Below are 22304 nucleotides of genomic sequence, written 5' to 3'. Positions count from 1 at the left end.
TGTTTATAAATTCTTAGTTGAGGCAAGAATCTCAATGTTTTTCACAACATTGTTGCTTTCGCATTTTTTTAATTCTTTAAGCAGGGCTGAAGTTGTAAATTTTGGATTAATAATCTGCGTGGCAACTTTTGCTGCGGCATAATCAATGATGCCAATAACGGATTCACGTAAAAATGCGGGAGTATTTGAAGTGATAACGGCTGATGCCCATGAGGTTTCCCTGGCTTTTGAAATGGCAAAATCCAGAACAGCATTGTCCTTGCCGTTTGAAATTTTATCAACTAAATCTACAGGATAGCAGATTGTATTCAATGAATCCTGAACATTTTGGTTGATCGATGCAATAACGTTGTTGATGTTTTCGAAATCTTTTTTTAAAGGATTAATTTTCCGGTACGGCATAATGGATGCTGCAGAAACTCCGAGGTCAAGATTGATATGAGCATTCATGCCGAGAAAAATATGCTGGAGAATCAACAGGTTTTGATTCTTTGTCGCTTCAAATGCGATATACCATGAATTGGTGCATTTTTTACCTTTGAAATACGCTTCCCATGCCTCAAGATAACGGGTGGCAAAGGCAATGTCAAGCTGTATCATCCTGGGATTGTCCTCGAATTTTTTCTGCTGGATTCCTTTCAGAACCGCTGCGGTCATGATTCGGTAGGTGCAGGCAAAATATCCGATGGGACTTTGGTTTTGCTTAGCCCAAAGGATAATGTCGTCTAATTTTTTAAGAACTTCTTCAATGGTTTTCATGGTTTTGTTTCTTTTAATAAATATAGTAAAACCTCACAAATTATGCGAGGCTGTGTTTGGATAATTTATATAGCTAAGACGCTATTATCTTAGTAAAAGAATAAATATTAAAACATTTAAAACTGTTGCTATAAAAGTTGCAAGAAAGACCACGATATTATCCCTTGTTTTCCGTGTTATTGATTTTATGATCAGATAATTGATGATATAAACCGGAACAAGCAAATAAAAATGAAATGCTGCCAGGAACTCAAATTGATATAAGCATAGGAGAAGAATGACAGAACTTGCAACCGTTGAAACCATAATTCCTAATATACTGAATAGAATCGTGTCCGAATCAACTTTTAGGTTTTCAACATTCTTGCTGATGTGACCATACTTCTGATGAATCATTAAATGGATTTCCTTTTTAGTGTATATATCAGAATCGATCTGTCTGAGGCATTCCAGTTCAAGAGATTTATTCATATAATGCTGATGAATTTCCCGAATAATTCTATTTCTTTCATCCAATGTCTTTTTTTGATCCTCAACTTTTAACTGAAAATCTTCCAAAGAGCCTCTTTTTTTAATCTCTTCTAATAGCTCATTACTTGGCTTACCTTGGTAATCAATTTGATTTTTATATGACTCAATAAGATCTTGCTCTGAAAACTTAGTGTAAAATCCCATTTGATTACGGATTTTCTTTTGCAATTCCCTTATGATGCTTTAAATACATCGGCAACGCAGCCGATCCATACCACGGTAAAATTTCATAACTGAAAACTCCAGCCTGTACGGCGGGATCGGTTTTTACCCATTGTTCTGCTTCTTCTTTTGATTGAGTGTTGAAGATAAACATACCACGATAGTCTTCTTTATTTTTCTCTAAAAAAGGACCTGCAACAACAATTTTCCCTTCGTCGGAAAGTTTCCTGATATTGGCTAAATGTCCTTTCATTAATTCTCCCATTTTGGTTTTATCCTCAACTTTTGCAGAGCCGGTGGTGAGCATTACGATAACGTAAGGCTTCATACCATATTGATCGGCACCAAGCTTTGTGGCAAGTTCCTGATCGAATATAGTTGAAGAACCTGTGTCTGATCCATTCTTTCCGGGCTTTCCCGGTTCACCGTCTTTCCCTCTTGTAATGACACAGGAAAAGAGAAAGGTAGACAGGAACAGTAGTAATAAAAATTTTTTCATAGCGTTTAATTTTTTATTCTTAGAAATTCCTTAGCCAGTTCAATCATTTTAGGATCACCGGTATATTTTCCATGTTCGTCGGAAAGTTTTACGGTAGGGATCCATTCTTTGTTCGGAGCCTGAACACCTATTAATTTCATCACAATGTTCATAGGTTTTAAGCCCACATCATTGGTAAGATTGGTGCCAATTCCGAAAGATACCCCGATTTTTCCTTTGCAGTAATTGGTGATTTCTTCCACTTTTTCAAGATTCAGCCCGTCGGAAAAAATGATATATTTAAATAAAGGATTAATGCCGTGTCTCTGATAATGAGCAATGGTTTTGTCTGTAAACTCAAGAGGATCTCCACTGTCATGGCGCACTCCATCAAAAAGCTTGGCGAATTTTTTATCAAACTGCTTGAAAAAAACATCCGTGGTATAGGTGTCCGAAAGGGCTACCCCCAGATCGCCCCGATAAACATCTACCCAATGTTCGAGAGCCAGTTCGTTAGCCATTTTAAAACCGTATTCTGCGGCGTGAAACATAAACCATTCATGGGCATGGGTTCCAATAGGCTTTACGCCGTATTTCATAGCGAAGTGTACGTTTGAACTTCCAATGAACGTAGAGTTTTTGTTCTGAGTAAGTGCTTCCATTACCAGGTTTTGCACTTTATGAGAATGTCTTCTCCTTGTTCCGAATTCAGCAAAATTAACTCCGAGTTTCTCCAAAGTGGCAGCTTTTTCCAATGTTCTGTTCATGATCACTTCATTAGAATCTCTTTCCATGTGGTTCATTTCATAATGAAGCTCACTGATTAAGGCTAACAAGGGCACTTCCCAAAGGATTGTTCTGTACCAAAGACCTTCCACGGTAACGGAAAGCTCTGTTCCTTCCTGGTGTATTCTTACTTCAGAAGGATCATAATGATAGCCTTCCAGAAAATCAAGGTAAGGTAAATCGATATATGGACAGGTTCTCGCCATATATTTTTTTTCTTCTTTAGTAAGCTTTAGTTCCGCCATCTTATTAACTGCTTCCCGTAAAGCAATATCAAAACCGGCCGGAAACTGGTGTTTTCCGCGGTTGATGAATTCATATTTTACCACAGAACCAGGGAATAGTTTTACCACAGCATTCTGCATGGTAATTTTATAGAAATCATTATCAAGAATAGAATTTAATCGAACGTCGTGCATAATTGTGTAATTTATACGCAAATATAATTAATAAAAATAAAATCACCTAAATGTAAGGTGATTTTTTTAATTGCTGATGCGAATTTATTATTTACCCAGATAAGAGTTGTACATCCACACTTCTTTTTCCTGTTCGGTAATATAGTCGCTCATCTGAGAATTCGTTCCTTCGTCTCCAGCCTGATCTGTGATGTCGAGAAGTTCTCGCTGTAAATCAATCACTACTTTAAAGGAATTAAGAATATTTTCTACACTTTTTGTTGCATCATTTACTTCCAGGCTTTCTTTGATGGTTGCCACTTTCAGATAATCGGAATAATTGTGAGCAGGTGTTGAACCCAAGGTAAGTATTCTCTCTGCGATTTCGTCTATTTTTAATACCAGATTGTTGTACAATTCTTCAAATTTAGGATGGAGCGTAAAGAACTGATCTCCTTTAATATTCCAGTGGGAACCTCTGGTATTCTGGTAGAATATTGAATAATTGGCCAAAAGTATATTCAGCTTTTCAGCTATTTTCTGGCAGTCTTCCTCCTGAAGTCCTATAATATTAGCATTTTTCATATTGATGATAGTTTATTTTTGTACAACAAATTTAAGTAAATATTATGCCGAAATGCTAAAATCGTGATTGATGATACTTATCTTTGAAATTCTTAGAATTAATTTTTATGTTGAGTAAATCTAAGCTTGCCTTAAAAAGCTTTTTCATTTCAATGGCTGTTTTTACAATGGTATGTGCCGGATATTATTTATTATCGGTTTCTAAAACAGATGGCCATTATATCTATCTTATAGATGATGCATATATTCATCTGGCAATGGCTAAAAATTTTGCGCTTCATGAAGTTTGGGGTGTTACCAAATATAAATTTTCCTCCACTTCTTCGTCGCCGTTTTTTACTTACATTCTAAGTTTGCTGATAAAAGTTTTTGGAAATACAGACCGGTTTTCCCTTTATGTTAATATTGCTTTTAGTTACGGGACCGTATATTTTTTAAGCCGGTATTTTTCAGGAATATTCAGTAATGCTAAATATATCGTAATTTCAGTGCTTTTCACATTGTTTTTTTCAGTTCTGCATCTTCAGGTTTTATCCGGAATGGAACATGTTTTCCATGTTTTTTTATTCGTGCTGAATATATACTGTTTATCAACAATTAAAAATAAATTTTCGCTTGCGGGATTTTATCTGTCGTTATTATTGATGGGATTGGTACGTTTCGAAAGCATGTTTTATTTTGTTACGCTTGCTTTTGTCTTTGCTTTAATGAAAAAGTGGAAAGAAACTTTTCTGGTTTTAATAACAGGGTTTATTCCGATTGTTCTTTTTTGCTGGTTTAATTTTCAGCAGGACGGATATTTATTCCCGAACTCCGTAATCGTAAAAGGGACAAAATTAAGCTTCAATTCGAATTTTCCACATCAGTTAAAAGCCGTTTTTTTAGATAATTTTTTATTGAATGTAAGTTTTTATAAAGTCGGGTTTTTTCCTATTGTGTTAAGTACTATTTTCATAATAAGGAATTCGAAAGGTAAAAATTTTCAGGATATTATAAGGGGCAATTTTTTGTTAATCGTTATTTCTTTACTGATGATTTTTCATTCCATGTTTGCAGACCTTAAAGGAATGTTCCGTTACGAAGCATACATTCTCACCGGATTTTCAATGGCTCTTATTCCGAAACTTAAAGGTCTTTTTGAAAATTTCAGAAGCTATATTAAAAAGGAAAAGTTAATTGCCGGAATTGTATTGATAAATATTTTTCTGCTGATTTACAAATTTGCCTTTGCTCACAAAATGCTGGAAAACGGCGGGAAAAATATTTACGAACAGCAAATACAGTCGGCAAAGTTTCTTCATACTTATTATAATGAATCAAAAGTAGTGGCAAATGATATTGGAGCGATTACCTACTTTACGGAGATTCATTTATTGGATACTGCAGGGCTGGGCTCGTTAGAGACTATTGTCTTTAATGAAAATAAAAGAGTTCCTGATGCAGAATTTCAAAATTTTTTGACGCGCTATACGTCCAATAAGAGATATGATATTGCTGTTATTTATGATGCATGGCTCCATAATAATATTCCTGGAAACTGGAAAAAAGCAGCTGAACTGAAAATAAATAATCCCGTTACCGTAGCAAGAGATAAAGTAAGTATTTATGCTGTTGATCAAAAAAATCTTGAAAAGCTTAAGGAGAATATCAGAAATTTTAAATGGAACAGAAATATTGAGGTTACTATAGTAAAGTGAAACGTAAGTATCTGTTAATTAATTTTTAAATAAAAATATTATTTCTGTATAACTGCTTGTTAATTAAAAAAATATTATTATTTTTGCACCCTAAAATAAAAAGCAATTAAATGCCTACTATTCAACAATTAGTAAGAAAAGGAAGAGCCACGCTTGCCAAGAAGAGCAAATCGGCTGCCCTTGATTCTTGTCCACAAAGACGAGGTGTATGTACGAGAGTATATACTACCACTCCTAAGAAACCGAACTCTGCACTAAGAAAAGTTGCAAGGGTAAGACTTTCTAACGGTAAAGAAGTCAACGCCTACATCCCGGGCGAAGGACATAATCTTCAAGAGCACTCGATAGTATTGGTAAGAGGCGGAAGGGTGAAAGACCTACCGGGAGTACGTTACCACATCGTAAGAGGTGCTTTAGACACCGCTGGTGTAAATGGAAGAACACAGAGAAGATCGAAGTATGGAGCTAAAAGACCTAAGCCAGGTCAGGCACCAGCTGCACCAGCAAAAGGAAAGAAAAAATAATCATTAAATAAGGAATAAAACAATGAGAAAGACGAAAGCTAAAAAAAGACCGTTGTTACCAGATCCGAAATTTAATGATCAATTGGTAACTAGATTCGTAAACAACTTAATGCTTGACGGTAAAAAGTCAATCGCATTCAAAATTTTCTATGATGCGTTGGATATCGTAGAAACTAAAAAAGGAGATACTGAGAAAACAGCCCTTGAAATCTGGAAAGATGCATTAACAAACGTTATGCCTCACGTAGAAGTACGTTCCAGAAGAGTAGGTGGAGCTAACTTCCAGATCCCAATGCCAATCAGAGCTGATAGAAAAATTTCTATGGCAATGAAATGGTTAATCAAATATTCTAAAGCTAGAAATGACAAGTCTATGGCTTTGAAACTGGCTAATGAAGTAGTAGCTGCTGCAAGAGAAGAAGGTGCTGCATTCAAAAAGAAAACTGATACTCACAAAATGGCGGAAGCAAACAAAGCTTTCTCACACTTCAAATTCTAATCTGAAATGGGAAGAGATCTTAAATTTACAAGAAATATTGGTATTGCTGCTCACATTGACGCAGGAAAAACAACCACTACAGAAAGGATTTTATTCTATACAGGTGTAAACCACAAAATTGGAGAGGTTCACGATGGTGCTTCTACAATGGACTGGATGGAACAGGAAGCAGAAAGAGGTATTACCATTACTTCTGCTGCAACTACTTGTAACTGGAATTTCCCAACAGATCAAGGTAAGAAATTACCTGAAACAATGCCTTACCACTTCAACATTATCGATACACCGGGACACGTTGACTTCACCGTAGAAGTAAACAGATCTTTGAGAGTATTAGATGGATTGGTATTCCTTTTCTCTGCCGTAGACGGTGTAGAGCCTCAGTCTGAAACAAACTGGAGACTTGCAGACAACTATAAAGTGGCGAGAATGGGATTCGTAAACAAAATGGACAGACAGGGTGCTGACTTCTTGAACGTTGTAAAACAAGTAAAAGAAATGTTAGGATCCAACGCCGTTCCAATCGTTTTACCAATCGGTGCTGAAGAAGATTTTAAAGGAGTTGTAGACTTAATTAAAAACAGAGCGATCATCTGGGATGAAGCTGGACAAGGTGCTACTTATGAAGTAGTTCCAATTCCGGAAGATATGAAAGATGAAGTTCTTGAATATAGAGAGAAATTAGTAGAAGCGGTAGCTGATTATGATGAGACTTTGATGGAGAAATTCTTCGAAGATCCGGATTCAATTTCTGAAGAAGAAATCAACGAAGCGCTTAGAAAAGCTACTATCGACCTTTCTATTATCCCAATGACTTGTGGTTCTTCTTTCAAGAACAAAGGAGTACAGTTTATGCTTGATGCTGTTTGTAAGTATCTTCCTTCTCCACTGGATAAGGATAATATCAAAGGAACAGATCCGAGAACTGATGCTGATATTGAAAGAAAACCATCTGTAGATGAGCCTTTCGCTGCATTAGCTTTCAAAATTGCTACTGACCCGTTCGTAGGTAGATTAGCATTCTTCAGAGCTTATTCAGGAAGATTGGATGCAGGTTCTTATGTATTGAACACCCGTTCAAACAACAAAGAAAGAATCTCAAGAATCTATCAAATGCACGCAAATAAGCAAAATCCGGTTGAGTATATCGAGGCTGGAGATATCGGTGCTGCTGTAGGATTTAAAGATATTAAAACAGGAGATACGTTATCTGACGAAAAGAATCCTATCGTTCTTGAATCAATGATCTTCCCGGATCCGGTAATCGGTATCGCTGTTGAGCCTAAAACGAAAGCTGACCAGGATAAAATGGGTAACGCTTTGGCTAAATTGGCTGAAGAAGATCCAACGTTCCAGGTTAAAACTGACGAGGCTTCAGGACAAACAATCATCTCCGGTATGGGTGAGCTTCACTTGGACATCATCGTAGACCGTATGAGAAGAGAGTTCAAAGTAGAGGTTAACCAAGGACAGCCGCAAGTAGAATACAAAGAAGCTCTTACGCAAAAAGCTAACCACAGAGAGGTTTACAAAAAGCAATCCGGAGGTAGAGGTAAGTTCGCAGATATCGTATTCGAAATCGGTCCTGCAGACGAAGGTAAAACAGGTCTTGAATTCATCAACGAAATTAAAGGTGGTAACATTCCTAGAGAATTTATTCCTGCTGTTGAGAAAGGATTTAAAGAATCAATGAAGAACGGTCCTTTGGCTGGTTTCGAAGTTGAGGCAATGAAGATTGTTCTTAAAGACGGATCTTTCCACGCGGTTGACTCCGATCAGCTTTCTTTCGAATTAGCTGCTAAAATGGGATTCAAAGAAGCGGGTAGAGCTGCTAAAGCAGTAATCATGGAACCTATCATGAAGCTTGAGGTGGTAACTCCTGAAGAATACATGGGTGATATCGTAGGTGACCTTAACAGAAGAAGAGGTACAGTAAACGGTATGGATGACAGAAATAACGCTAAAGTTATCAAAGCTTTCGTTCCGCTTTCTGAAATGTTTGGTTATGTAACTTCTCTTAGAACGTTATCTTCAGGTAGAGCAACATCTTCTATGGAATTCGAGAAATACGAAGCTGCTCCTAGTAACGTTGCTGAAGAAGTAATCGCTAAGGCTAAAGGTTAATATTAAATTAGATTAAAATGTCACAAAGAATCAGAATAAAACTTAAATCTTACGATTACAACTTAGTAGATAAATCTGCAGAGAAAATCGTAAAAACGGTAAAGGCTACAGGTGCTGTTGTAAACGGACCTATTCCATTGCCAACAAACAAGAGAATCTTCACTGTGTTAAGATCTCCACACGTAAACAAGAAAGCAAGAGAGCAGTTCCAGTTATCAGCTCACAAGAGATTGATGGATATCTACTCTTCTTCTTCTAAGACTGTTGATGCTCTAATGAAATTAGAACTTCCTTCAGGTGTAGACGTAGAAATTAAAGTGTGATAAATCTGCTGGAAAACGGAAGTCTGAATGATAAAGTTTTCTGAGCATCACAATTGAGTTTCCAAACGCTGAGCATAGTCGAAGCGTGCTATGATAATAATCCCTTTTCTAAAGAAGAGGGATTTTTTATGCTTCAAATTCAAAATAAAATGTTAAAATTAGTATTATGTATTGCAAGGTTCTGTTTATTATGTATATTTGGAAAAAATTATTACTATGAATAAACTCATGCACCTGATCATACTATTTGCTTGTTCAGTGACCGCACAGACCCACCGTTTTATATACGATGTCGTTTACCGGCCGGATTCTGCATCAACTGAAGTACGTAAAGCGAATTATTATCTTGATATTAATTCGGATGAAACATTTTATTATGAGCGTCCTTTTTTTGTAAGTGATTCTATAGAAAAGGCTTCCGGTTTACGAACTTTCAACGGAAAGGTTACGGATCTTATGAGTAAAAAAATTAAAACGCAGGAGTATGTGCTATACAGCATCCAGAGTTTTGATATTTATCAGTTAAAGGACAAGCCTAAAATCTCTTGGAAAATTGAAAAGGAAACCAAAAAATCTTCTTCTCTGCAGCTACAGAAAGCGACTGCGAAGTTTGGAGGCAGAAACTGGATCGCCTGGTTCTCTAAAGACATTGCTTTTCAGGAAGGGCCTTATAAGTTTCACGGTTTGCCGGGATTGATTGTTGAAATATATGATGATAAAAAGAATTACCATTTTTCATTAAATAAATCTGAAAACTTTACTGAAACACAATTCATAAGTTTCTACAAAAATGCAAAGGCAAGAGGAGTGGAAATCCCGTATTCAAAATACCAATCGATGCTATTGAGCTATTATCATGATCCTATAAAGTTTATCAACAGTGGTCAGATCGAGATTAATGAAGAACATAAATTGGGATTGGAAGACGGAAGGATAATTTATAAGCCTGAAGAACTTCGCCAATATGCACTTGAGGAACAGCGAAGAATTAGAAAATATAACAACCCTATCGAGCTTGACCAAGCAGTTCACTATCCGAAAATAAAAAAATAATAAGTAAACGTAAAATTACTATGCAAAAATATCTATTTGTAATGATACTATTTAGCTTATCATTGAGCGCACAAACGCACCGATTCATTTATGAATATCATTTTAAAACGGATTCCACAGTAGCCGAAAAAAGGAAAGTGAGCATGGTGCTGGATGTGAATCCTGACGAAGTAAAGTTCTATAACTATGATTTTGTTGTTACAGACTCTATCAATAAGACAAAAGGTGAAAACAATATAGTTTGGGATGATACTCCTGCGCTTACAAGAAAGAAAAATTCACTAGTAAATTCAAATTATATTATGGTTCAGAATATGTTTATTGTGGAAACCACTGATAAAATAAACTGGAATCTTGATAACGAGACAAAAATAATCGGAGGTTATAAGCTTCAGAAAGCAACGGCGAAATATGGAGGAAGAAACTGGACCGCATGGTTTACTAAAGAAATCAGCCTGAATGAAGGTCCGTACAAATTTAATGGCCTTCCAGGAATGATATTTGAGATTTATGATGATAAAGATAACTTCAGATTCTCATTAGTAAAAAGTTACAAACTTTCTAAAACGTACGAATCCAGAGAGATCCTCGAAAATTTTGGCGGACAGAAACCTGTCAAAATTCCTGAATCCAGACTTAAGAAAATGTTGCTTGACCATTATAATGATCCGCTGCATGGCTTTAAAGAACAATATAAAAACAACACCCATCCTGATGCACGTTTTATGGTAATGGGAATTGAAGTAAAAAGCCCTGAACAGTTCAAAGAACTTTCTGAAATGATGCGGAAAAATATTACGAAAAATAATAATCCTATAGAAGTGGATAAAGCGATACATTATAACTAATCTTATTACCGGTTAATTTAACCAGAAACTCCGCTACTTCGGCGGAGTTTTTGCTGCTTTTTATTGAAAAAATTAGTGTAATGTCTAAATCAGATCAAAGTATATTTGAAAGATTTTCAAATTGGGCAACAAAATTTACGGGAAGTTCCTATGCATTTATAGGAGCAACATTAATTATAATCATCTGGGGTGTTTCAGGACCTGTTTTTAATTATTCGGAAACATGGCAGCTTGTTATTAATACCGGAACTACAATTATCACTTTTCTGATGGTGTTTTTAATTCAGAAGGCACAGAATAAAGATTCAAAAGCAATTCAGATCAAGCTGAATGAATTGATTGCCGCCAATGAAAAAGCGAGCAACAGAATAGTGGATATTGAAGACCTCACGGAAAAGGAGCTGGACCAGCTGCACTGCTATTATGAAAAACTTGCGGATTTTGCGGAAGAAGATGATGATATTCATTCCTCACACTCTATCGATGCGGCGCATAGAAATCAGGATCATAAAGACAGAATCTTCAGGAAAAAGCATGAAGAGTGGCTGCAGGAACAACAAAAGAAAGAATCAAACTGATTCTATTCAGATAATTATTAAAATCAATAAGGTTTAATGTTTTCAATAGATGGGTCTTATATAACTGTTAATTAATTTATAATTTAAAAGTTATTATTGCTGTTTTGTTATTAAATTTTAAATTTGTTGCCCTAATTTTAATTTATGAAAACAAAACTACCAATTCTGTTGCTGGCTGTTGCCGGAACAATGGTAAACGCACAATGGAGCAGAACACTGCCTGGAAAAGATGCTGTAAGAAGAAATGATAATCCTATTTATTACAAATTGGATATAGATCAAATTAGAACACAGCTCTTGCAAGCTCAAAAAATAGGCGAAGGTAAAGCGGTCACAATCAAGATTCCTACTCTGGAAGGTAAGATTGAAAAATTTGCCGTAAACAGCTTTCCTGTAGTTGACGAAACAATGGCAAATCAATATCAACTGGGATCTTACGTAGGTAAAGGAATTGATGACCCTGAAAAATATATCAGATTTAGTGTGGCTCCTAATGATTTTCAATCGATGATTATCAGCAATGGGAAATATGAATTTATTGAGCCGGCATCTTCAGATAAAACGGTATATTCCATCCACGGGAAATCTTCTAAGAACGGACATGCTTTTGTATGTAGTACTAAAGAAGACAAGCAGGCTGTAGCAAGAATGCAGGACATGATGGCAAAAGGAGCGGCAGCAAAATCCGGAAATCAAAAATATCATACATTAAGGCTTGCAATGTCTGTTACAGGAGAATATACTAATTATTTTGGAGGAACAGCGAATGCGCTTGCTCAAATAAATGCGACTTTAACGAGAGTAAATGGTGTTTTTGAACAGGAATTCAATCTTCACCTTAATATGGTAAGTGCGCCCAATCTTATTTTTTCCAATCCTGCTACCGATCCGTACAGCAGTTCGGAATTTATGTGTAAATGGAACTACGAATTAATGAATGTATTGCACGGAGCAACTTATGGTGTGTCAGATTCAACCTATGATATCGGACATTTATTCGGAGCTAGCGGTGGCGGAGGAAATGCAGGATGTATTGGATGTATAGGAAGTAATGATGTAAGCTATTCAACATATAATGACTGTGCGGATTCATTTGGCAATGCTTACACATACAATTCACCCGATAATTATAAAGGAAGTGGTATTACTTCACCTGCGGATAATATTCCGATGGGAGATAATTTTGATATTGATTATGTTGCTCATGAAATAGGACACCAGTTAGGAGATAATCATACCTACAGTTTTAACGAAGGAACGGGCGTTTGTGTAGAGCCCGGATCAGGATCTACAATCATGGGTTATGCAGGAATTACAGGCTCAAATACAGATGTTCAGCAACATTCGGATCCATATTTTCATAGTGTAAGTATTGATCAGGTTCAGGCAAATTTAGCGAGTGTTACCGCAGATATTGAAACTCCTATAACCAATAGTCCACCGGTGGTAACTCCAATGACAACAACATATACCATTCCGAAATCAACGGCATTTGTGTTGACAGCTTCTGCAACAGATCCGGATGGAGATGCTTTAACTTATTCCTGGGAGCAGGTAAACTCCAGTAGTCTGGCAAATGGAGTTACTAAAAATAATATTGGCAACACTACTTCCGGAGCAAGTTTCAGATCATGGCCTGCTACATCAACCCCTACAAGATATTTTCCTAAATTATCAACTGTTTTGGCAGGAACGGTAAAAAATACTGCTGATTTTGAGGCTGCTTCTACTGTGGCAAGAACTACAAACTTCCGGGTAACTGTAAGAGATAATAAAATCGGTGGACAAGCTCAGACTGCATATGCTACTCAGACAATCGTCGTAGGATCTGCAGCGGCGTTTACTGTTAATGCAACAACATTAACTCCTAATACCAATTCAACTGTAACATGGGTAGTTTCCGGAACTACGGCTGCTCCATATAATGTTGCCAACGTAAAGATTGATTATACTTATGACGGAGGAGACACCTGGACTGTTTTAGCGGCGTCCGTTCCCAATTCAGGTTCGGCGACGGTTTTTGTTCCTGCAGCATTGGCCGGGAAAAGTGGACATATAAGAGTTTCTGCCATTGGAAATGTCTTCTATGCGGTAAAACAGAACAATGTGGGAACATTGGCAACATCAGAAACCGAAAATGTTAAAACTGTTGAGATTTATCCAAATCCTGTTGATGACGTATTAAACGTGAAAAATATTTCATCTAAAGCAACATATGAAATCTATAATGCTCCGGGGCAGCTGATTAATAAGGGATCAGTAGGGGATGGTAAGATTATAGTAAGAGGTTTGGTTAAAGGTGTTTACTTTATTAATATCGATGAAAAAGGAACACTATATAAAAACAAGTTTATAAAAAAATAATAATGACAAGAAAAAACCTCTGATTAATCAGAGGTTTTTTTAATAATTTATTGCATAAAATAACCAAAATAAGTGCAGCTTCCCAGCAGGTCTTTAGCTGTTTCCGTATCTGCATATTGTGCTTTTAGCAAAGCAAAATAGGTTCTGTACTTCTGATTTTTAATCTGATCAAGCTGTTTCTGATAAGCATCGCTTTTCTCACTGTATTTAGGATCAGAATAATCAACGGTTGAAGGGTGTGAGGCCTCATACTGGTAATATTTTCCCTGTTCGGCACTAGCCATCTGGAAAAGAATTCTCGCTTTCTGTTCTTTATTGGCTGAAATGCTCAATGCTCGTTTATAATAATTGATCGCCAGATCAAAATTATCCGGTTCGATATAAATTCTGTCCGGGAATCCTTTGTAGTAATACTTGTAAGGATTTGTTCGTGGCGACGTGTCAAAGTAATATTTTCCTCCGTTTGAATTGTCAAGATCCATCACAAAAAGCTGCCTGTAATATCCGAGAATCGAAGTATTGTACAATACATTTCCTATCAATTGATTGGCTATAGCAGATTTTTCATCTTTTCCATTTCCGATTTTCTTCAGTTGGATCAATGCATCCGCCAGTTCGAGTTTATTCATAGCTGGCTTAATGAATGGAAATGCGGAATAATCTTCCTTCTTCATACTTTCATCAGGAGTACTCTGATAACTTACCCAGACATTATGGCCAAAAACAAGATCGGAGATATTGCTGAACCCATTGTAAGCTCCTGCCTGATATTTCAAGGGAGTAAGTTTTTTCTCATCATAGTTCCAATCGGATCTTGGAATTCCGGAGAAGTTCTGGGCTTTTGCATAATATGATTTAGCTTTTTCAAAATCTGCCTGCCTCATGGCCCGGTCTCCATAAATTACGGCAAAAAAGGCATCAATATTTCCGACGTCGTTAATGTTTTTAGCAATAATCTGCTGCTCAAACTGTGTTTTGTTTGTTTTTCTGTAGAAATCTTCCACACTTTTCACAAGACTTGAATTCGGGCTGTACTGCAGATCGGAAAGCTTATTGTTCATCAGGAAAGATTTGCCATCTTCACCCTGAAGAAAATAGCGGTTGGCAAGAACATCTTTCAGGAAGTCTGCTGTAGAAGGAACTTCACCGTAATAATTATATTCATCCATTTCGGTACTGTCCTTTTTTACTTCCGGTTTTTCTGTAAAATATTCTGAATAGTCTTTCATTAAATGATCTTCGTATTCCGCATCAATTTTCGGCTGGGAAACAATATCATTCAGAACTTTCATTCTTTTAATCTCTTCCGTGTATTCCGGATTGGAGGTTTTGATGTTCTCTAGAATTTCGGTGCTTGCTTTATAATCTTTTTTCAGGAATTTCAGATATGCATCAGCAATCTGCCAATATTCATCTTTGGATTTTTCTTTTGTTTTGGAGGTGAATTTTTCCAGGTCATCCAGAAAATCTTTAGTTTTGTCATCATACCAGTAGTTATTTCTGGTGAATACAGGAATTCTGTCCGGATTATCAAGAAGTTCATCATCACTTTGATCTGCTTTTCCATCAGGAGAATTTTTATCTTTCTTACTGCTGAATAGGTTTTTGAAAAACCTTATTATTTTCTGCCAGAACGATAGTTCCTCTTTTTTAGGCTCTGCAGTTTGTGTTTTACCCGGATCCGTATTGTCTGTTCCGGTAATTGTTTTCTCACTATTGTCGTCGTTTGTATAGTAATAAATAGGAAGGTAGCTTCTTTCCAGCTCATTGATGCTTCTCACCGCCATTACTTTCAGGATCTCAGAATCCGGATTGATCTCAAACATTTTTTCCATTACAGGAATGGGATTATTGAAATCTTCATACCCTAAAAGAAAATAAGCCATGTTTTTGTCTTCATTAGTATTGGCTCTTTTTAAAATATTATTAAATGAGGCCGTATCTGAAAGTTTCATAGATATGAAAGCGGATTCTTTTCTGCTTTTACTGTCCCTGAACACCTGGAAGAAGTTCCAGTTGGCTTCGCTGTTCATTCCCAATCCGCGCTGAGCTCCTGCAAGCTGATCAAGCGCCATAATGTATGGTGCACCTTTCAGTTTCAGAGGTTCTACATAAGTTTTAAATGCTTTTACCGCCGCATCGTAATTTCTTGTGTAATGATTGAATCGCACAAGCTGATAACCGTACCGCTGTTTTATTTCGGGATTTTTTGCAGCATTATATAATGAGGTAAGTGCAGCAATGGTTTTATTGTAATCGAGATTGGTTGCGTTCTTTCCTGTTCCGGGCTCTCTGTAATAATAAAATGAATCTGCGCTTTCAATATAATTAATCTTCATGTATGGTTCCAGGTATTTGGCCTCAATAAGATAATCGAGTCCTTCACGGTATTTTTGGTAAAATCCAGGTCCTAACGTTACCAATAGCTGGTTGGTGGGCGATCCTTTTTTTAAAGCATTAAGATCGTTAATATTCATTTTATTAACCAGATATTCCGTCTGCGCATAGCTCAGCTGATTGCTGAAATATCTTTTCCATGAATCGATATTTTCATCAGGTATTATGGAAGGTTTAAAATCAGTATAAAATCTGGTCGAATAGCTGTGAAGAAAAGGCAGGTAAGATTTATCCTTAATAATACTCTGTGTAAAAAGATTGAAATATTCGTAATCCGGATCAGACCAGGCACAAGCCCCGGATTCTGTATAAAAAAGAGAAACAACAGCGAGTGAGAGAAGGTATTTTTTCATTGTATAGCGGTGTTTAGTGAGCATTTATTTGTTTACTATCATCCGAAGGAACTAAAAATTTAAATTTCGGTTCCTGACAAATTTACCATCCAATTGATAATAAATAATATGGTAACGGGAAATTTTTTTATCGAGAAAATCGGTGACTGCTGTGAGCTGACTGTCAGAAATGGATTCAATTTTAATCCTGAAACCCTTATTCATATAGTTTCCGAAATAAAATCCATCTTTCATAATTTCAATTTCATGATCTGAAATCTTTTTAAAATCTGAATTTTCAAGATCTTTTTCTGCTAAAGCGTTAATCAGCTTATGCTTTCCCAGATAATTGGTTACAATTCCCCAGGAATAGATAGGCAATGCTACCTCTATCTTTTTTATAGGATATTGATCAACATCTGCCAGATAACTTTTCAGAATCTGGACATCCAGGATAGAATTTTTATCAGAGTTTTCCAACGGTGAAGAAGTGGAGTAGCACATAAGGTAAACTTTATTAACCGGCGGAATGCCTGTTGTGGATTTATCCCGTACTTGATGAAGACGGAGCGTACAGGTGACTTCTTTGCCTGAAATTTTTTTCAGTTCTTTTAAAAATGTAAAATAATCATTACGTGTTCCCGCCGTCCAGTCGCAGTCGATCTGTATTTCTGATGTGGAGTTCAGATGATAGTCTGTAATTTTCTTTTTTACCAGCTCATTAATGCTTCGGGCAAGAAAATTTATTTCATCTTTTTTGATGTAAAGAAAAGTACGGTTGGTAATGAAAACAACGGGTATGATTTTCTGATGGACTATAAAACTTTTGTCCTGAATTATAACCCCTAAAGGCTGGAATTTTTCTCCGGATTTATCAACATCAAAAAAGCGGGTATAGAGATAAGGGACGGTAGTTTTACTCAATGCCATTTTTTCGTCCGCATTGAGAGCAAGTTTGGTTTTCCAATAATAAAAAGTGTATGGATGATCTTCCTTCGTGCTGCAGGAAAATATCAAAAGCAGAATACATAAGAATCTGAGTGTTCTCATTACTGATACAAATCAATATCATCAAAGGTAAAAGCAGAATTTATTGCTTCTACGGCATTACTAAGGTTTCTTTCAAAAAATTTAAAAGGACTACTGAATGCATTTTTCAGATGCGGAATAAGTTGGTTGTATGTATTTTTCATATCATCAGAAGATTTATAAATAAATTTAACCTAACAAAAATCAAACCGTAATTACAGCAACTGAAGAACGGTTGTAATGAAAAAATTTTATTATTCACAAATTATTCCTCTGAATTTTTCTCCCGATTTTACAAAAATGGTCTAATTGATTAAAAATCAAAATATTTTGCATGAAATATTTGTCAGTTATAAAAATATTCATAAATTTGCACACTCATTTTAGGGGCGTAGTATGCCTACATCAAACGTAGAAATTACTTCAGACTTCCTGAAAATGACGATAAATAAAGGATAAATTTTATTATAACATAAACAATGTCAGGTATTATTGGTAAAAAAATCGGTATGACTTCTTTGTTTGACGAAGCAGGGAAAAATATTCCTTGTACAGTTATTCAAGCTGGTCCGTGCTCGGTTTTACAGGTCAGAACCATTGAAAAAGACGGTTATAAGTCAGTTCAGTTAGGTTTCGATGACAAGAGTGAGAAGAACGTTGGTAAAGCGTTAGCTGGTCATTTTAAAAAGGCTGGTTCTGCTCCTAAAGCTAAATTGGTAGAATTCTACAGAGAATTCGTTGATGAAGTGAAAGTAGGAGAGGAAGTAACTGTTAACTTATTTGCTGAAGGTGAATTCGTTGACGTAACAGGTACTTCTAAAGGTAAAGGTTTCCAAGGTGTTGTTAAAAGACACGGCTTTGGAGGTGTAATGCAGGCAACTCATGGTCAGCACAACAGGCTTAGAGCTCCGGGTTCTATCGGTGCTGGATCAGACCCTTCAAGAGTATTCAAAGGGATGAGAATGGCTGGTAGAATGGGAGGTAAGCAGGTAACTGTACAAAACCTTCAGGTATTAAAAGTGGATCAAGATCAGAATCTTTTAGTAGTAAAAGGTGCTGTTCCGGGAGCTAAAAATTCTTATGTAATTATCAGAAAATGGAACTAGTAGTATTAAATACATCAGGAAAAGAGACCGGAAGAAAAGTAACTCTGGACGAAACAGTATTCGGAATCGAGCCAAATCAGCACGCGGTTTACTTAGAAGTTAAACAGTACCTTGCTGCACAAAGACAAGGGACTCATAAAGCAAAAGAAAGAAGCGAAATCACTGCTTCTACTAAAAAACTTAAGAAGCAAAAAGGATCTGGTTCTGCAAGATACGGGGATATTAAATCTCCAACATTCAGAGGTGGAGGTAGAGTATTCGGACCAAAACCAAGAGATTATAGATTCAAATTGAACAAAGCTCTTAAGAGATTAGCTAAAAAATCTGTTTTATCTCAGAAAATGAGAGACAACAGCATCAGAGTTTTAGAAGATCTGAGCCTAAATGCTCCTAAGACTAAAGATTTCATCAATGTATTAAATGCATTGGAACTTAACGGTAAAAAATCTTTATTCGTTCTTCCTGAAGCTAACAAGAATGTATATTTATCTTCAAGAAACTTACCTAAAACTAAAGTAATGAACTTCAATGAAATCAGTTCTTACGATTTAGTAAACGCAGGTGAGATCGTATTCTTCGAAGGTGCAGTTGAAAAATTCCAGGAAAATTTAAAGAAATAAATCATGTCAGTTATTATTAAACCAGTTATTTCAGAAAAGGCTAATTACCTTACGGATTTAAGAGGTACTTATTCTTTCTTGGTAGATACCAAAGCGAATAAGATCCAGATTAAAAAGGCTGTTGAAGCAGCTTACGGTGTAAAAGTAGCAGACGTAAATACAATGATTTATGCTCCTAGAGTATCTGCGAAATATACTAAAAAAGGTCTTCAGGTTGGAAAGACGAATAAATTGAAAAAAGCGGTAATCAAACTTGCTGAAGGTGAGGTTATCGATATTTTTGCTGTAAATTAATTATAATTATAAATAATAGTAATGTCTGTTAGAAAATTAAAACCTATCACCCCGGGACAGAGATTCAGAATTGTAAACAATTTTGAGGAAATTACTACCAACAAACCAGAGAAATCTCTAACAGTTGGTATTAAAAAGTCAGGTGGACGTAACCAAACAGGTAAAATGACCATGCGTTACACCGGAGGTGGACACAAAAAGAAATACAGAATTATTGACTTCAAAAGAAACAAAGCAAACGTTGAAGCAACTGTAAAATCTGTAGAATACGATCCAAACAGAACTGCATTTATCGCTTTATTAGAATATGCTGACGGAGAGAAGAGATATATCATCGCTCCAAACGGTATCAAAGTAGATCAGAAAGTAGTTTCAGGTGAGAGCGTAGAACCAAACGTAGGTAACGCAATGAAATTGAAAAATATTCCATTGGGTACTGTAATTTCTTGTGTTGAAATGAAGCCTGGTCAAGGTGCTATTTTAGCAAGAAGTGCTGGTTCTTCAGCGCAATTAACTTCAAGAGACGGAAAATATGCGATCATCAAATTGCCTTCAGGAGAATCAAGAATGATCCTTACTGAATGTATGGCAATGATCGGTTCAGTTTCCAACTCTGATCACCAATTAACTGTATCAGGTAAAGCTGGTAGAAGCAGATGGTTAGGTAGAAGACCAAGAACAAGAGCGGTTGTAATGAACCCTGTAGATCACCCAATGGGTGGTGGTGAAGGACGTTCTTCTGGAGGTCACCCAAGATCTAGAAACGGTATGCCGTCTAAAGGTTACAAAACTAGAAAGAAAAACAAAGTGTCTAACCGTTACATCGTATCTAAAAGAAAATAATTATGGCAAGATCACTTAAAAAAGGACCGTTCATTCATCATACTTTAGATAAGAAGGTTCAGGCAAATATAGAGTCTGGTAAGAAGACAGTTATCAAAACTTGGTCTAGAGCATCGATGATCTCTCCGGACTTCGTAGGACAAACTATTGCTGTACACAACGGGAAATCTTTTATCCCTGTATATGTTACAGAAAACATGGTAGGTCACAAGTTAGGCGAATTTTCTCCAACAAGATCTTTCAGAGGTCATGGTGGTAACAAAAACAAAGGAAGCAGATAATCATGGGATCAAGAAAACAAGATAGTTCAATCGCAAGAAAAGAAGCTAACAAAGACGTTGTTAAAGCTTCATTAAATAACTGCCCATCTTCTCCTAGAAAAATGAGATTAGTTGCTGATATCATTAGAGGAGAGCAAGTAGATAAAGCTCTTTATATCCTTAAATATTCTAAGAAAGAAGCTTCTAACAAATTAGAAAAATTACTTCTTTCTGCAATTGCCAACTGGCAGGTAAAAAACGAAGGTGCAGACATCGAGGAAGCAAACCTTATCGTTAAAGAAATATTCGTGGATAGTGCAAGACAATTGAAGAGACTAAGACCAGCTCCGCAAGGTAGAGGGTACAGAATCAGAAAAAGATCTAACCACGTTACATTAATCTTAGGTAATAAAGAAAATTAATCAAGGTATGGGACAGAAGACAAATCCAATTGGTAACAGATTAGGTATCATCAGAGGATGGGATTCTAACTGGTTTGGCGGAAACGATTATGGAGACAGAATCGCGGAAGACTACAAAATCAGAAGATACCTTGAAGCTAGATTATCTAAAGGTGGGATTTCAAGAATTTATATTGAAAGAACATTAAAATTAGTAACAGTTACAATTACTACTGCTAGACCGGGACTTATCATCGGTAAAGGAGGTCAGGAAGTTGATAAACTGAAAGAAGAGTTGAAAAAATTGACTAAGAAAGATATTCAAATCAACATCTTCGAAATTAAAAGACCTGAGCTGGATGCAGTATTAGTTGCTGACAGCATTGCTAAGCAAATCGAAAACAGAATTTCTTACAGAAGAGCTGTGAAGATGGCAATGGCAGGTACCATGAGAATGGGTGCAGAAGGTATCAAAGTTCAGATCTCTGGTAGATTGAACGGTGCTGAAATGGCAAGATCAGAATCTTTCAAAGACGGAAGAATTCCATTGTCTACTTTCAGAGCAGATATCGATTACCATATCGGTGAGGCATTAACTCAATACGGAAAGCTAGGTGTAAAAGTTTGGATCATGAAAGGTGAAGTTTACGGTAAAAGAGAACTTTCTCCGCTAGTGGGACAACAGAAAAAAGGCGGTCAGTCTGACAGAAGAGATAACAGAGGAGGAGACAGAAGAGACAACAGAGGACCTAGAAAGAACAATAACAATAATAACAATAATAATTAAAATTTTAGATTAGACCATTTTGAATTTTAAATTACCGTTACTTTTTTAAAATAAAAAACAATCTAAAATCTAAAATCTAAAATCTAAAATTTAGAGATTATGTTACAACCAAAAAGAACCAAGTTCCGTAGAGTACATAAGATGAAGATGAAGGGGAATGCCCAGAGAGGTAGTCAACTTGCTTATGGAACTTTCGGAATCAAGGCGACAGAAGGTGCTTGGATCACTGCAAGACAGATTGAAGCTGCTCGTATCGCTGCGACAAGATATATGAAGAGAGAAGGTCAGCTATGGATCAAAATCTTCCCGGATAAGCCAATTACTAAAAAACCAGCTGAAGTAAGGATGGGTAAAGGTAAAGGTGCCGTGGAATATTGGGTAGCTGTAGTAAAACCAGGTAAAATTATGTTCGAAGTAGGAGGAGTTCCTTACGAAGTAGCGAAAGAAGCTCTTAGACTTGCGGCACAAAAATTACCAGTTGTTACTAAATTTATAGTTGCTAACGATTTTGTTAAACCTCTTTAAT

The 22304-nt window shown here is 36.3% G+C and carries 25 protein-coding genes; 17 read left to right on the top strand and 8 right to left on the bottom strand.

Annotation, left to right across the window (positions count from 1 at the left end):
* Nucleotides 1-3: 3 nt before the first annotated feature.
* From ODE14_RS12550 to ODE14_RS12530, 5 genes are all read right to left on the bottom strand, one after another.
* Nucleotides 4-759, bottom strand: a complete 756-nt coding sequence (locus ODE14_RS12550) for a DUF5995 family protein (RefSeq protein WP_263601668.1) — start codon at nucleotides 757-759, stop codon at nucleotides 4-6.
* A gap of 84 nt (nucleotides 760-843) precedes the next feature.
* Nucleotides 844-1458, bottom strand: coding sequence for a hypothetical protein (locus tag ODE14_RS12545; RefSeq protein ID WP_263601667.1), 615 nt, complete (start codon nucleotides 1456-1458; stop codon nucleotides 844-846).
* Nucleotides 1439-1951: a YciI family protein gene (locus ODE14_RS12540; protein ID WP_263601666.1), complete on the bottom strand. Its 513-nt coding sequence runs from the start codon at nucleotides 1949-1951 to the stop codon at nucleotides 1439-1441. Before ODE14_RS12540 ends, ODE14_RS12545 begins: the two co-directional genes overlap by 20 nt.
* Before the next feature lie 5 nt (nucleotides 1952-1956).
* Nucleotides 1957-3135, bottom strand: coding sequence for a nicotinate phosphoribosyltransferase (gene pncB / locus ODE14_RS12535; RefSeq protein WP_263601665.1), 1179 nt, complete (start codon nucleotides 3133-3135; stop codon nucleotides 1957-1959).
* Nucleotides 3136-3222: 87 nt separating this feature from the next.
* On the bottom strand, nucleotides 3223-3699 hold the full coding sequence (locus ODE14_RS12530) for a Dps family protein (RefSeq protein ID WP_248390139.1): 477 nt from the start codon (nucleotides 3697-3699) through the stop codon (nucleotides 3223-3225).
* 152 nt (nucleotides 3700-3851) lie between these two features.
* Here ODE14_RS12530 and ODE14_RS12525 point away from each other — a divergent pair, with 152 nt between their 5' ends.
* From ODE14_RS12525 to ODE14_RS12485, 9 genes are all read left to right on the top strand, one after another.
* Entirely contained in the window at nucleotides 3852-5396 is a 1545-nt protein-coding gene (locus ODE14_RS12525) for a hypothetical protein (protein ID WP_263601664.1), read from the top strand.
* A 110-nt stretch (nucleotides 5397-5506) separates the two neighbouring features.
* A complete protein-coding gene (rpsL, locus tag ODE14_RS12520; protein WP_027381287.1) occupies nucleotides 5507-5920 on the top strand; it encodes a 30S ribosomal protein S12 in 414 nt (137 codons plus the stop codon).
* 22 nt (nucleotides 5921-5942) lie between these two features.
* Nucleotides 5943-6419, top strand: coding sequence for a 30S ribosomal protein S7 (rpsG, locus tag ODE14_RS12515; RefSeq protein ID WP_169231334.1), 477 nt, complete (start codon nucleotides 5943-5945; stop codon nucleotides 6417-6419).
* 6 nt (nucleotides 6420-6425) lie between these two features.
* The gene (fusA, locus tag ODE14_RS12510; RefSeq protein ID WP_248390145.1) at nucleotides 6426-8543 is read left to right on the top strand and encodes an elongation factor G; all 2118 of its coding nucleotides are present in this window, start codon (nucleotides 6426-6428) and stop codon (nucleotides 8541-8543) included.
* A 17-nt stretch (nucleotides 8544-8560) separates the two neighbouring features.
* On the top strand, nucleotides 8561-8866 hold the full coding sequence (gene rpsJ, locus ODE14_RS12505; protein WP_002661363.1) for a 30S ribosomal protein S10: 306 nt from the start codon (nucleotides 8561-8563) through the stop codon (nucleotides 8864-8866).
* A 216-nt stretch (nucleotides 8867-9082) separates the two neighbouring features.
* Complete coding sequence (locus ODE14_RS12500; RefSeq protein WP_263601663.1) at nucleotides 9083-9919, top strand: GLPGLI family protein; 837 nt, start codon at nucleotides 9083-9085, stop codon at nucleotides 9917-9919.
* 20 nt (nucleotides 9920-9939) lie between these two features.
* The gene (locus ODE14_RS12495) at nucleotides 9940-10767 is read left to right on the top strand and encodes a GLPGLI family protein (RefSeq protein WP_263601662.1); all 828 of its coding nucleotides are present in this window, start codon (nucleotides 9940-9942) and stop codon (nucleotides 10765-10767) included.
* Between the two features lie 80 nt (nucleotides 10768-10847).
* On the top strand, nucleotides 10848-11345 hold the full coding sequence (locus tag ODE14_RS12490; RefSeq protein ID WP_248390154.1) for a low affinity iron permease family protein: 498 nt from the start codon (nucleotides 10848-10850) through the stop codon (nucleotides 11343-11345).
* Between the two features lie 144 nt (nucleotides 11346-11489).
* Nucleotides 11490-13709 carry a zinc-dependent metalloprotease gene (locus tag ODE14_RS12485; protein WP_263601661.1) on the top strand — a complete coding sequence of 740 codons (2220 nt, stop codon included), beginning with the start codon at nucleotides 11490-11492 and terminating at the stop codon, nucleotides 13707-13709.
* Nucleotides 13710-13756: 47 nt separating this feature from the next.
* Here ODE14_RS12485 and ODE14_RS12480 read toward each other — a convergent pair whose 3' ends face one another.
* Genes ODE14_RS12480 through ODE14_RS12470 form a run of 3 tightly spaced genes read right to left on the bottom strand, consistent with a single transcriptional unit; the run spans nucleotide 13757 to nucleotide 17631 of the window.
* A complete protein-coding gene (locus ODE14_RS12480; RefSeq protein ID WP_263601660.1) occupies nucleotides 13757-16459 on the bottom strand; it encodes a hypothetical protein in 2703 nt (900 codons plus the stop codon).
* Between the two features lie 51 nt (nucleotides 16460-16510).
* On the bottom strand, nucleotides 16511-17488 hold the full coding sequence (locus ODE14_RS12475; RefSeq protein WP_263601659.1) for a hypothetical protein: 978 nt from the start codon (nucleotides 17486-17488) through the stop codon (nucleotides 16511-16513).
* Complete coding sequence (locus ODE14_RS12470; protein WP_248390166.1) at nucleotides 17488-17631, bottom strand: hypothetical protein; 144 nt, start codon at nucleotides 17629-17631, stop codon at nucleotides 17488-17490. Before ODE14_RS12470 ends, ODE14_RS12475 begins: the two co-directional genes overlap by 1 nt.
* 315 nt (nucleotides 17632-17946) lie before the next feature.
* Between ODE14_RS12470 and rplC the strand changes: the two genes are divergently transcribed.
* The 8 genes from rplC (at nucleotide 17947) to rplP (ending at nucleotide 22303) form a co-directional block, all read left to right on the top strand.
* A complete protein-coding gene (rplC, locus tag ODE14_RS12465) occupies nucleotides 17947-18573 on the top strand; it encodes a 50S ribosomal protein L3 (RefSeq protein ID WP_072883922.1) in 627 nt (208 codons plus the stop codon).
* The gene (gene rplD / locus ODE14_RS12460; protein ID WP_248390169.1) at nucleotides 18564-19193 is read left to right on the top strand and encodes a 50S ribosomal protein L4; all 630 of its coding nucleotides are present in this window, start codon (nucleotides 18564-18566) and stop codon (nucleotides 19191-19193) included. Before rplC ends, rplD begins: the two co-directional genes overlap by 10 nt.
* Nucleotides 19194-19196: 3 nt before the next feature.
* Complete coding sequence (gene rplW, locus ODE14_RS12455; RefSeq protein WP_029297784.1) at nucleotides 19197-19487, top strand: 50S ribosomal protein L23; 291 nt, start codon at nucleotides 19197-19199, stop codon at nucleotides 19485-19487.
* A 21-nt stretch (nucleotides 19488-19508) separates the two neighbouring features.
* Nucleotides 19509-20330, top strand: coding sequence for a 50S ribosomal protein L2 (gene rplB / locus ODE14_RS12450; protein ID WP_034678013.1), 822 nt, complete (start codon nucleotides 19509-19511; stop codon nucleotides 20328-20330).
* 2 nt (nucleotides 20331-20332) lie between these two features.
* Nucleotides 20333-20611, top strand: coding sequence for a 30S ribosomal protein S19 (gene rpsS / locus ODE14_RS12445; RefSeq protein WP_002983209.1), 279 nt, complete (start codon nucleotides 20333-20335; stop codon nucleotides 20609-20611).
* 2 nt (nucleotides 20612-20613) lie between these two features.
* Nucleotides 20614-21012: a 50S ribosomal protein L22 gene (gene rplV, locus ODE14_RS12440; RefSeq protein WP_029297778.1), complete on the top strand. Its 399-nt coding sequence runs from the start codon at nucleotides 20614-20616 to the stop codon at nucleotides 21010-21012.
* A gap of 7 nt (nucleotides 21013-21019) precedes the next feature.
* A complete protein-coding gene (rpsC, locus tag ODE14_RS12435; RefSeq protein ID WP_248390172.1) occupies nucleotides 21020-21778 on the top strand; it encodes a 30S ribosomal protein S3 in 759 nt (252 codons plus the stop codon).
* 99 nt (nucleotides 21779-21877) lie between these two features.
* On the top strand, nucleotides 21878-22303 hold the full coding sequence (gene rplP / locus ODE14_RS12430) for a 50S ribosomal protein L16 (protein ID WP_002983219.1): 426 nt from the start codon (nucleotides 21878-21880) through the stop codon (nucleotides 22301-22303).
* The last annotated feature ends 1 nt before the right edge of the window (nucleotide 22304 follow it).

Source organism: Chryseobacterium sp. PET-29, assembly GCF_025736815.1.
GTDB classification, from domain to species: domain Bacteria; phylum Bacteroidota; class Bacteroidia; order Flavobacteriales; family Weeksellaceae; genus Chryseobacterium; species Chryseobacterium nepalense.
The sequence above is the reverse complement of the archived record's forward strand: the minus strand, read 5'-3'. Positions and strand labels throughout refer to the sequence as shown.